Source organism: Methanosphaera sp. ISO3-F5 (assembly GCF_034480035.2).
Classification (GTDB): Archaea; Methanobacteriota; Methanobacteria; order Methanobacteriales; family Methanobacteriaceae; genus Methanosphaera.
Genome location: NZ_CP118753.2, coordinates 1,671,437 through 1,685,086, shown reverse-complemented (window position 1 = coordinate 1,685,086; position 13,650 = coordinate 1,671,437). Strand labels below are relative to the sequence as shown.

Here is a 13,650-nt window from a genome sequence, read left to right as displayed (position 1 = left end):
AATAATTAATGAGAAAATATTAATATTTGTGAATTCTATCAAAAAACACTAAAAAAATGAATAGGAGAAATGGGGTGGTGAAGTTTAAGGAATATATTAAACTGATACTCTGAAAACCGTATCTAAAACATATTTATTATAATTAATATTACCGTTATGACTGACTGTTAAATTATTCAAACCAGCCCTACTAGTTTTGATGTTACAGTTAAATATTCCATACCTGTTTGTTTTAGCAAGATAATTCTTGTTGTTAACTTTAATTTTAATCAAAGTGTTTTGTAATGCATGAGCATTTTTATCGGTTAGTTTTCCACTGATTTTAACATTTTGTCCAAGTTTAGTTTTCACAATCTTATTAACTGTTATTTTAAGATCCTGTTTTTTAACGTTGAACTTTCTTGTTATACTAAACTTTGAGTAATTATTATTTCCTTTGAAAACGGCTGTTACAGTATTAGTGCCGGTTTTGTTTGTTTTATAATTATAGGTGAATATTCCTTTTTTATCGGTTTTCACGTTTATTATTTTACCGGATATGTTGAGCTTAATAATTGTATTAGTTAGTGTATGATTATTTTTGTCCATGAATTTTCCGGAGATCCTGGTTTTTTCCTTGAAATTCACTGTTTTTATTGAGTTTAATATTATTTGTACCTGTTTTTTTGTTACTGTGAATGTTGTGCTTGTAGTGTTTTTCATATAATACTTGTTTCCATTATAAGTGGCGGTTACACTGTTTTTTCCTGTTTTTATGGCTTTGAATGTGTAATTGAATATTCCTTTGTTGTTTGTTTTTATTATTACGTTTTTGTTGTTGATTTTTAGTTGTATGTTGCTGTTTTGTAATGGGTGGTTGGATGTGTCTGTGAATTTTCCCTTGATTGTAATGTTGTCCTTGTAGTTTACTGTTTTTATAGTGTTTAATGTTATTTTTATGTTCTTCTTATTTACTTTGAATTGTGTGCTTGTCTTGTTTGCTTCGTATTTATTGTTTCCATGATAACTTATGCTTACATTGTTGATTCCTGTTGTTAGTGCTTTAAGGTTATAAGTGTATATTCCTTTGTTGTTTGTTTTAACATTTCTAGTTTTGTTATTTATTGTTAGTTTTAGTAGAGTGTTGATTAATGGTTTTTTATTAATGTCCATGAATTTTCCGGTAACTTTAATATTGTCCTTGTAATAGGCTTGTTTGTTTGTGTTGATTGTTAGTATTGTTGGTTTTGGTGCATTTACTGGTTGTAGTGTCAGTATTTGGTTATCTATTTGTGCGGTTATATTATCATCTTTTTGTTCTACAACATTTTCTATGCTACCCTTTATTGTCATATTGTTTTCTTTAAATGTTGAGTTTATAGCATTAAATATAACTTTTCTTGGTGGCAATGTTGTTTTAATCATACTTCCATCATTTAATGTGTTTAATGATACACTGACTGTAGATGTTTTATTAACATATAAGCTTGTTTTGTTAGTGAATTTCATTACAACCCACACTGATGGCATGAATCCAATCTCAGATTCACGTGGATTGTTTGTTGACCACCAGTTATTATCCAGTGATATCACATACTCTGAATCATTCACATAGATAACATCATACTCATCTGCAGTATTATCCTTGAATACACTGTTTTGTATGTTCACATACTGTTGGGAGTATATGACTCCACCCTTGTCGGCAGTGTTTGAATCAAAGACACAACCCCTTGCAGTAACTGTTGCAGGTATTCCAGTATGTTCTATTTTTCCATAGTTTATTATTGCCCCACCCAGTGTTGCAGCATTTTCTGTGAACGTGGAATTAATTATTGTCAGGTTACCGTTTTCCTTATCTGTCCATGGTACGTTTTCTATTGCCCCACCATTTTCTTTTGCAAAGTTTTCATTGAATGTGCAGTTGATTATGGTGAAATTGCTTGTGGTAGTTATTGCACCTCCATCCTTATTTGCCTGATTATTATCAAATAAGGAATTATATGCCCGTGTTATACCAGTGGAGTATATTGCACCTCCAAAGAAGTGTTCTGCATCATTTTCTATGAATTTTGTGTTGTTTACTTCCAGGTACCCGAATGCATTGTATATTGCTGCTCCACTTACTGCACGGTTATTTGAAAAGTATGAGTCTGTTACTTCCATTGTACCATTTGTACTGTAAATAGCCCCTCCAACATTATATATATGATTATCATTGAATGTGGAGTTTTTTATTGTTAGATTGGCCTTATTGTATATTGCTGATCCGAAGGATGCAGTGTTTTCCATGAATACTGTATTATTAACTTGTAAATTTCCGTTGTTACTTATGGAACCGCCCATTGTTCCAGTATTGTTCTGGAATAATATGTTTGTTAGGATGAGGTTTCCATTGTTTGTTATTGCAGCATTACCCGTGGAGGTATGATCTTTTATTGTGATATTGTTCAGTTTTAAAGTACGACCTAATGGTAATGTGAACATGCTTGATTCACCATTTGATGTGAATATTACATCTTCCCTGTTCTCACCGATTATTGTAATGTCTTTTGTAATATTTACCGAGCCTAATGTGTATTTTCCTTTTGCAACATGTAATGTTGAATATGGTGTTATTTTTTCTAAATTTTCTTTGTTGATTGTTTTGTATGGGTTGCTTTTGCTTCCATCTTCTGTTGAACTTTGTGAGTTAATGTTAACATATATATCTTCTTGTGCTTGTTTATGATTGTCATGTTCATATATTTTCTCAGCTTTTTTAGTGTTTGTATTGTTTTCTGTTGTTGCAGATAATGCGTTTAATGAGAAAATTAATATGATTAAGCATAAAATTAGCAGTATTTTATTGTTTTTCAATTTGTTTTCACCTTTATTTTGTATTAAGATAAGTTTTTAACCAAAAAAGAATAAAAAATAAAAGTTAAATGGGGGGTATTTAATTAATTGTATGATACTTTAGATTTATCGTTTTATATTAGGCTTTGTAAATCCGACAAAGAATATTACAAGTATTACAACAATGAACATCAAGTAACCAAAGGCTATCTCAGATTGAGGTGATGGTGGTTTTCCAACACTCTTCTTAACAAGTTCATATACTGAGGCTGCACCGGCACTATCACCTGATTCTCCACCAGCACTTGAACCTTGATTACTACTTACATCATTAACTGTTACTTCAGTAGCAGTTTGTGATTCTGATTGACTGTTATCACCTGCATCAGATGATGTGTCAGTACCGTTCTGGCTTACCTGTGAGTTTGCATCAGTAGTTGCATCCTGTACTGGCTGTCCATTACCTGAACCTTCACCATTACCTGATCCTCCACCTTCTGCTGCATTATCTGTACCGTTACCTGTTCCTGTGTTTGTTCCAACATCACTAGAACCTTGACTGTTTCCAGAGTTACCGGAACCTTTTCCACCATTGTTTACTTTTGCCATTGTCATTGAATTACCGTTATTGTTTGATGTGTCTGATAGACCAGTTGCTCCTGCTGCGGCCATTGCCATTGCATTTGCTTCACTGGTTGCCCCATCATTCAAGTATTCACTTATACCTTCACTTACATCTACAACACCATTTGCTGAACCATCAGTACTGATTGTTGCATCCGGGTTTGAAGGGTCTGCATATATTGCATCGGGATTTTTGGTTGCTGATGCATATATTTCTGAGTACTCTGATAATCCTTTAACTCCCAGTGATGAACCTGTTTTTATGATCCATTCGTGGAAGTTAATGTTTCCACATGTGTGGTGACAACATGCTACTCCGTAACGGTTTGCATTGTCAACATACTTCTGCAGCATGTCTTTTCTAAGTGCTACATTTTCTGTTTTCCAGAAGCCTGCCATGTCACTTGTAAGTAGCCATCCAGCCATTGATTGGAATGAGTATGATTTATATTGAGCGTCTATTGTGAAGTAATCACTGTATGTGACTAATTCTGCTAGTTCTCCTAGTAAACCGTCTCCAATAATACCTGCATTGTTTCCTGTGCTTGTGTCAAGAACTGCTTTTCCTGCCTGGTTTTCTTTGTACTCCTGTGTTGTTAGCATGGTTTTCATCAAGTTTTCAAAGTTCATTGACATTTGGTTCCATCCACCAACTTCAGTTGTAATATCATTTAACCATTGAGGGTTTAGTATTGTTGTTCTTGTCTCTTTTTTTACTTCTTCACCTAATGTGCTTGTAACTACATTATTTTTATCACGAATATCTAATAGAACAGTGTTAACTATGTTTCCATGTACGTTTGCTGCATTTAAAAGTCCACCAAACCAGTCAAGATAATCGTCTGAGTCAAGGTATCTCCATGTACTGTCAAGGTCCTGGATTATTAGGTCCATGTGTTCAAGCAGGTATGAGAATGATTTTCCATCATCTTTCACTACTATGTTACCACTGTCATCCACATTCCATGAGTGACCTATCCTTGATTCGTATACGCTTGCCAGTTCTGTTGATATACCATCTGCCTCGCTGAGCTTTGTACCTGCATTATTTAACAGGTCTGCTACTCCAGTTCCTTCAAGTATTGCTCCAGGCAAACCAAATAATCTTTCTAATGAACCTGATTCCTTGTAATGTTTTTTAACATAATTATCTTTAACTGATTCCTTTAGTGAATTAACTAGGCTTACTGAGTCAGTGAGTAATGATATCCAGTCAGGATTATTACATACCATTGTTGCAAATACGTCAATTCTTGGCCTGTTATATACTGTTCCATCGATTGTTAGTGTTAAGTTTTCTAGTGGTATTACTTCTATTCCTGTTACCGTACCTGTCTTATCCCAGGTTGGCTGTACTCCGAGTAGGTATAGGAATTGTGCTATACTTATTCCTTCTGTACGTAGAATTTCAGTACCCCAGATTACTTCTCCGACTAGTTCAGGATATGATTCTTCACCAAGGTCTACCATGTATTTTATTAATACTTGGTCGACTGAATTTTTTGCTGATTGCCATGCACTTTTACTAGGTATTTTTGTTGAATCACTAGTGTACATTGCTCCACCTGTTGGAAGAACATCCGAGTATAATGGGTCTGCAGATAATGCTGGTTCCACGTATCCTCCACTTAGGGCTGATAGGATGGATTCCCATTCATGGTTATTGAGAATATCATTTATTGTTTCCTCAATAAATAGCAGGTCCTCATATAATGGTGCTGATTCATTGAATACACCATAGCTTTCTGCTACACTTTTAACACTTTCTCCTTCCACAATGTTTGTTACCATTGAAGTTAGTACTCCCTGGATAATTTCTTTTTGTGAATTGAAGGATCTCTGCTTAATCTTATCATAATAACTTTGTGTTATTTCTGGATATATTATGTTCATTATATTATTAAGCACATCTGTTCTTGATGATACGATGGAGGATACTCCTGTTATCATCTCTGAATCGTTCCAGATTCTTCCAAGTGTATGCATACCTGAATTGATTTTATCAGTTTCGAGTGCTTCGAGGTTTGCATGGATTATTGCCAGCCATTCTTCGAAGGCTTCTTCACTGCTAAGATATTTTTGTAGTTTTTTTAGCCATGCATCAAATTTACCTGCTGCTGGTTTGTTGAAATTTAGTATAGTAGCTTTTTGTATTAATGCTGATCTAGCTTTGTTAATACTTTTATTATTGTTATTGTTTACTGCTATGAGGTAATCATCAACATATTTTTGGACAGTCACATAGTCTGGTTCATCATATCCTAAGCTTTGTGTTATGTTTAGAATATACTCCTTGTAGTATTCAAGGTTTTCTGTTACACCTGTATTCTTGTTTGAATCATACTTGGATATTGCATCCTTAAGTTCCGCATAATCTCCATATAATGAGGAAACTGAAGTTATTGGTGTTATGTGTGTTATAACTTGTGCAAAACTTCTTTCCTTAGCTACCATTCCTTCTCCAGGGTTTGATACAATATATGGGTATATGATTGGAGTATCAATTAATTGGAACGGCCAATCTGATGATTGTAATCCAAGATTTCTTCCAGGTAACCATTCTAATGTTCCGTGAGTTCCCATGTGTATTATAGCGTTTGTTTTAAATATCTGACTAAGATACTTGTAATATGCCACGTACTGTTGTGGTGGTGGCAGGTAGGAATTGTGGAAATCAATCTGTGATTCCCAACCTCTTACTGGCTGTACGCTTAGGAAAATGTTACCGAAACGTTTTCCGGGAATGAGGAAGTAACCCTGATTCTTGTATGGTGTTTCGTTTAATAATCCTGAACCGCCATGTTTACTAAATACTTTCTGGAGGTTTGCAGGTAAATCATATAGCCACAAGTAGAAATTGGTTTTATTTAAGACCATTGTTTTTGAGTTCTTGGATATTACAATCTTTCTTGTATTGATATCCCAGTAATGTTCAAATTGGTCTTTATAGTTTCCGGTTAAATTGTTTAACCAGCTTTTCAGGTCTTTAATGTTTACTGCTACTTTTTCGCGGTAAATCATTGAACCATTACCTAATTGTGCACCCCAATAATCTGTTAAATCTTGTTGTAATTGTTTTGGAAGTGCTTTGTACCACTTGTTATATGTTGCCTTTGCCACTAGTTGTCCGTTATTGGTTAGTTCATCATAGTTTTTGATTACATATTCATCAAGTAATCCTTCTGCCCATAATCCCTTGTTACCAAAATCGGATATTATGGCATTTATCTCATCTGTTGTTGGAATTTCACTTTTGTTCATGCCTATGTTGTATCCTTCGTCATATAACTTTCCAAGTAAATCATGTATACTCTGGAACACGTCGAGGTATGATGCCCCGATGTTTGCCTTTCCAGGAGGATAACCATACACGAGGATGGATATTTTCTTATCTGAATTGTTTAAATCCCTAAGTTTTGCCCATCCATTGGTTATCTGCACATGTTTTGCAACTCCTTCAGGAATTATTACTGTTTCCTTGTTGTCATTAACATAGGATACTGGTATTGCACCGAAAACTCCTTCAAGTTCAGGCATTGTTACTGCGGCTGTCCATTCATTTTGTGGACCGTATTCACTTTCGTAACTGAATTTACTTATATCTTTTAATGCATCGATTAATGATACGTTCAAGTTTTTATAAGCATTTATAGTGTAGTTTCCACCTCTCTGAGCATAACCTGTTGTCCACCAGTACATGTAACTTACTGCTGAAACACCCCGTTTTAGAACTGATTTGTTTCCAGCAATTTCAAGTAATGCTGTCATATCAGGATCTTCGGATGTGGTTTTGTAGAGACTGAATACTGCTCTGCCTTGTTTTTCATATTCTTTTATTAATGCATCAACTACTGCTCCACCTTCATAGTAGGTAGATATTATGATAAAAGAACTTTTTAATTTTTTATTAGCTGTGTACCAATCTTCAAAGTTTCTTAATATTTTTGCTGGATTATTGTTTTCTATATTCCATTGGGAATAATTTTCTATCATCCAGTTTAAACTACCTGCTCCGTCTGCATTGTATCCTGGATTTGTTTCAATCCATGTTTTTATCAGGTTTGAGCTTGGTAGTTTTACATTGCCTGTGTATCCAGGATAGTATAAACCCCATGAGTTTGAAAGAAGTAATGGTCCTCTACCGTTTTGTGTTGGGTCTACTTTTGTTTCTCCCAGTAGGTATCTTATGTATTCTAGTAAGTTTTTCATATTGGTTTTTATTGTCGTGGAGTTTGTCTCGGACAGTGCCTGCCAGTATGAACCTACATAAGTGTTTTGTACGGAGTGTGGGTTTGTTCCTAGCCATCCCCATCGTCCTAATGTACCTTGTAGTATGGAGTCATCAAATAGTCCAAAACAGTATGCTATTTTGTTGTTATGTGATGCTGGTGAATCAGCTACCAGGTCTACATCTATTCCGAAACCGTTTCCTATGGAGTACATGTCTACTAGTATGAAGTTTGCAAAGTTTATCATCCATTGTCCGGATTTGTCGTATGAATTGTTTAATTCATAACTTTCCAGGAAGAGAACTCTGTCACTCATTTGTTTTAGGTATTTTATTTTTTCTGCTTGTCCATTTCCGTTGTTGTCTCCAGAGAATGCTATGATTAGTATGTCTGGGACGAAGATATGGTTAGCTTTTAGTGATCTTGTTCTTAGGTTTATCTGTTCCTTTGTTACTTCATATGTGCCGTATTTGAATTCTACGGTGTATGTTCCGTTTGTGAGGTTTGTGAACTGATATTTTCCTTCTGTATCTGATAAAGTAGTTTTAAGTACTTTTCCAGTGTTATCATATAATGTTATTTTAGCTCCTTGGACTGTGTATCCTTCTTCTTCATCTGCAGCATATGTGTTGTTTTCTTTGTCATATGCTGTTGTCACTATTCCTGTGATGTTGAGGTTTGTGACTTCTTGGATTGTGTCTGTTTTAATATTAAGCTTCTTATTGGTTTGCTTAATTATGTTCTTTTTGTTAGTTGTTGACTGTGTCAACTGTTCTTGCTTATTTAACGTGTTCTTGGTAAGGTTTGTGTTTTTGTTTGTGTCCGTTTTAATTGTTGGTTCTATTTGTTCTATATTTGAATTATCAATTTTGTTACTGGTTATTGTTGTATTCGTGCTGTTGGTTATGTCTTTTGCATTTACAGTTGTACAGATTATCAAAATAAAGAGTATCATACATAATGAAATAATTTTTTTATTCACTATAGGAAACTCCTTTATTGATTAGTTAAATGTTTTGTGTGATTGATTCAATATTTTATGAACAAATACACTGGTTAATATTTAGTTGTTTAAGAATAATATAGTTATGCTTAATTTAATTTAGATAATGAAAATTTGATTGATTTTTAAAAAAAGATTTATAATAATAATTTGAATAAAAAGTAATTTAAAATGGAATTAATATTATGAAAAAAAAGAAAATAAAGACAATGATTAAAAAATAACCATTTTCTACAAATTACTAAGCTGCTTTAAAGGATGTTTTCAATGTTTTAGCAGTATACAACTTGTTACCTGCAAACATGACAGAAACATTATGTTTACCAGCAACAGTTACCTTATACTTATAAGCATATGCTCCTTTACTGTTAGTTTTAACCGTAACTGTCTTAGTGTTTATCTTTATTTTAATATTAGTATTCTTTAACACTTTGCCGTTAGCATCCTTCAATGTTCCACTAATTGTTGCAGTCTTGTTAATCTTAGCATTAGCAATCTTCTTAATTGATATTTTAACATTTTGCTTAGAAACCTTGAACGTTGTTTTAACACTTTTTGCGGCATACTTCTTGTTACCAGCATAAGTGACCAGGACAGTGTTTGTTCCAACAGCATTTGTTGTTGCAGTATACTTGTACACTCCTTTAGCATTTGTTTTTACCGTAACAGTTTTCTTGTTAATTTTTACTTTAACATTAACATTTTTAAGTACTTTACCAGTTGCATCTGTAGCTTTTCCAGTGACCACTACCTTGTTACCATACTTTGTTGCCTTTATCTTTGTAATGGTTAATTTAGTGGTTATTTTCTTAATGTTTAATCCATTTTTGTATGTTTTGGTAAGAGCTGCAAATTTATTGTTTCCTTTATATGTGAATGTAATATTCTGTTTTCCACTTAACTGTTCAGGTGCAGTGAATTTAAGGGTTAACTTACCCTTTTTAACATTACCAGTGATTGCTTTACCATTCTTATCCTTAAGTGTTTTACCATTAAGTTTTACTGTTACACTACCATTTTGTGCATTATACAAGTTTTTGCCTGTTTTGCCATTGCTTACTTTAAGCACTAATGATGCTGTTTTTCCTACAGTTACGCTTGTTGTTGAATAATTAAATACTGGTGTGATACCGTTCATTTTAATTTTTGATGTTTTAGTTGCCTGTGACTGAGTGTTGTTTCCATTGTAGACTATTTTAAGGTTGTAGGTTGTCTTGTTATAAGTGGTTGGAACTGTATATTTATAGTTAATAACTCCGTTTTTAATTGTTGCTGTTGCTATTTTCTTATTTCCTATATAAATTAGTGCTTTACCTGTTGATACTTTACTTGTTCCTGTTTTTATTGTTGCTTTAATGTTAACTGCTTGTCCTATCTTTGCTGTGTGGGATGCTAGTGTGATACTAGTCTTAGTTTGTATTCCCAATACGTTTGTTGCTTGTGCTGTTTTATAGTCATTTGTTCCAAGGTATTGTACTTTTATTGTGTGAACACCACTTTTACTATTACTGCTAATAGGATAAGTGTAGCTTGCTTTTCCTAGTGTCACGTTCACAGTGCTTAACTTCTTGTTGTCCAGGTAGAATATTGCTTGTCCTGCACTTATTTTTCCACCATTGCTTGTTGTTATGTTTGCTGTTAATTGTGCCTTAGATCCTATTGTTTTAAGTACTTTTGCAACTTTAACCGTTACTTTTTCTGGTTCTTTAGTGAATGTTGCTTTTTCTGTAGCTGTTGCATTCTGGAAGTTGTTACCACTTACTGTTACCTTAATCTGATATGTTGTTGGCCTGTAAAGGTTTGATATTTGATATTTGAGTGTTGCTTTACCATTACTTATTTTTGATGATCCTATATTGTTTGTTCCTAACTGGAATTTTGCGGTTAAATTTTTAGTGTCTGTTGTAGTTGATTTGATATTTGCTGTTATGGTTATTGTGTCACCAATTTTTGCACTTAATGGGTTGACTGTTGCGTTAACAAAGTGTATGAAGTTATTAGATACTGTGTTTGATGCCTGATTATTAACTGTTTTGTCACCTGCTGTGCCTTTTGCAAGTAATGAATTTTCAATGATTTTATTGTTTGATGTTTCGCTTCCAAGTTTTATTGTTGATGTTGCATTAGTGTTTATTGTGTTTTTTGTTATTATATTGTTAGTGCTTGTTGAGGTTAAGGTTATGCCTTCATCTGTGTATGGTATTGCATCAGAGTGTTTTGCTGAGCTTGTTGCTCCATAGTTTACTTTTCTTAGTGTTAGTATGTTTCCTTCTATGTTGTTGTTTGATGTTCTGTATCCTGCTATTGCACATGGGTGTGTACCAGTTCCTGTGATTTTATTATTGGTTATTATGTTGTTTCCTGAATCGAATAGTTCTATATTATATAATGCTGATCCTGTGCTTGTGATTGTGTTTGAGTTAATCGTTGATTTTGTACTGTTTTCTAGTGTTATACCATAGACGTAGTCTCCCCTGCTTGTGGAGTCTTTTGTAACATCTATTTTGAATGTGTTTGATTTTATTTGTGTGTTTGCACTGTTTCTTCCTGCTATGAATCCTGTTGCAAAGTAGCCTCCTTTTAGTGTTACGTCATTGTTTTCAAATATGTTGTCTGTTGAGTTTGAGGATGTTATTGATTTTCCCCATGATGCTCCGAGAACTCCCATTCCATAAACGAATGGTGAGTAACTGTTAATGTTTATTGTGTTGCCTGTTACTTTGTTTTTGTTTGATTCGAAGTAGATGTCTATTCCTACTATGCTGTTTTGACAGTCCTTGGATGGTGCTGTGTATGATTTGAATTGTGATGTTCCTGTTACTGTGTTTTTGTCTATGATGTTGTTTGATGAGTAAAGAAGTATTATTCCATGGTTGTGAAGTACTTCTTGTATGGATCCTATTTTTTCGTTGAACATAACGTAGTTATCATATCCTCGTGGTATGTTACTTTGAGTGATTGTTATCCTGTTATTGTTGATTGTATTAGAATCTGAAGCGTATGCTAGTATTGCATTGTTCAGGTAGTCACCAGTGGTTGTTATTGTGTTAGATGTTATGGTGTTACCATTTGCTCCGAATAGGAATATTCCCAGACTTTCCTGTGTTGCATAGTTTGTTATTTTGGAGTTTGTTATTTTACAATTGTTTACTTCAAACAATTCTATTGCATGAACTGTTCCTTGCTTATTGTTGTTGTTTATTGTTACATCAGTTATTGTTGATTCGTGTGCTTCGCCTGTTAGTGTGATTAGTCCATTGTTTATTGTTGCACTTTTACCGTTGATGTGTACTTTTTTGTTAAATGAGAATTTAATGTTGTTAAATGTTCCTGATAAGTATATTGTTGCGTTTTGTTTTATGTTGGAGTTGCTTGTTTCATCTGTGAAGTATGTTGAGTAGTTTTCTGGTGTTATTGTGATTACCTGGTTGGTGTCGGTGTTTGTGCCTTGTCCTGCGTTTGATGGTTTAAGGTATGCGTAGGTTAATCCTTTTCCTTTGCTTGATGTGAGCACGTTTGAGCTTGAAACTGTTACGTTTACATCTGCTGATGTTTTTGCTCCTGCGTCGAGGAAGTTTATTGCATATTCTGCTTCTGATGTTATTGTGTTTCTGTCTACTAGTATGTTGTTTACTTTTTTGGTGTTTGATTGTTTTTCGAAGAGGATTCCTTCTCTTTTGGTTGTGATTGTGTTATGGATGATGTTTACTCCACTGTATGCTCCTTTTGAGTGTATTCCCACATTTTCTGTTGAGGTTATTGTGTTATCTGTTATTGCGGCATTGTTTGCTTGTATTTCAATGGCTCTTCCATCAGCTGTTTGTATTGTGTTTCCAATTATTTTAACGTTTTCTCCACCTACTGTAATACCTGTTGCAAGGTCTGTTACGTGGATATTATTGTTTTGTACGTTACAGTTGTCTGCTGCGTATATTCCTACATTGTATGCGTTTACGTCATTATTGTTTATTGTGTTGTCTGCGCTTTCTGTGGATATTCCACGGTATCCTCCACTGACTGTGTTTTCTATTACTCTGTTATTTGTTCCGAATATTTGTATTGTGTAACTCCATCCTGTGTTTGCTCCTTGTACCTTGTTTCCTGTTATGTTGTTGTAGTAGGATGGTCCTCCTTTAATTCCTACTGCCTGGTATGCGCTTAGGTATATGCAGTTTGCTCCGTCACTTTTTACTGTGTTGTTTGCGAATGTATTGTAGTAGGAGCAGCTTAGCACTACTGCTGTGTGTGTTCGTTCGGTGTTTGCATCAAGTTTATGCGTTTCGAATGAATTGAATCTTATTGTACTTTTATTTACGTTTGCTGCTAGTCCGTATGAGTTTAGTCCGCTTACTTCTACAATATTGTTTTCTATGATTAGATTACTTGAATCATTGAGTATTATACCTGATGTTTCTTCTGCACTGTTGTTGATTGTTAGGTATGTTATTTTTGATCCACTACCTGTTTTTGGAACAATTACTGTACAATTGTATAGTTTTGCACTTTTATCAGAGCTTGTTAGTGTAATTGATTTATCGAGTGTGAAATCTACGTTGTTAAATGTTCCTTTTAGATTTATTGTGTCTCCTGATGCGATTAAACTTGTTGTAGATTTAGTGTTAAAATATTGGTTGTATGTGCTGCTTGTAACTGTTGTTGTACGAGCAGTTTTTGTGTTGCTTTTTAGCTCATTATTTTTTTCAATAGTTTTATTATGGCTAATTGTTTCCTCACTACTTTTTGTAGTGGTATCTTTGATTACATTATTTGATGTGTCTTTTATCACATCAGATGTAATACTGTCATTAGGAACATTTTTTACATTGCTTGTCATGTCTGACATGTTGTTTGCGGCTGTAACTGTTCCCAAACCAACCAAGAGTAAAACTAGTGTAAATAACAAGAATTTACTTATGGTTTTCATCTCTTTTCACCTGTTTTTAATATAATTCTGATTATAGTATACAATATTCATTA

The 13,650-nt window shown here is 33.9% G+C and carries 3 protein-coding genes; all 3 read right to left on the bottom strand.

What is annotated here, in order from left to right; all coding sequences use genetic code 11:
• Positions 1-96: 96 nt before the first annotated feature.
• Entirely contained in the window at positions 97-2,838 is a 2,742-nt protein-coding gene (locus tag PXD04_RS19065) for an Ig-like domain repeat protein (protein WP_323736405.1), read from the bottom strand.
• Positions 2,839-2,943: 105 nt separating this feature from the next.
• Positions 2,944-8,652, bottom strand: coding sequence for a cobaltochelatase subunit CobN (locus tag PXD04_RS19060; protein WP_323736404.1), 5,709 nt, complete (start codon positions 8,650-8,652; stop codon positions 2,944-2,946).
• Positions 8,653-8,914: 262 nt separating this feature from the next.
• Positions 8,915-13,597: a beta strand repeat-containing protein gene (locus PXD04_RS19055; RefSeq protein WP_323736403.1), complete on the bottom strand. Its 4,683-nt coding sequence runs from the start codon at positions 13,595-13,597 to the stop codon at positions 8,915-8,917.
• Between the last annotated feature and the right edge of the window lie 53 nt (positions 13,598-13,650).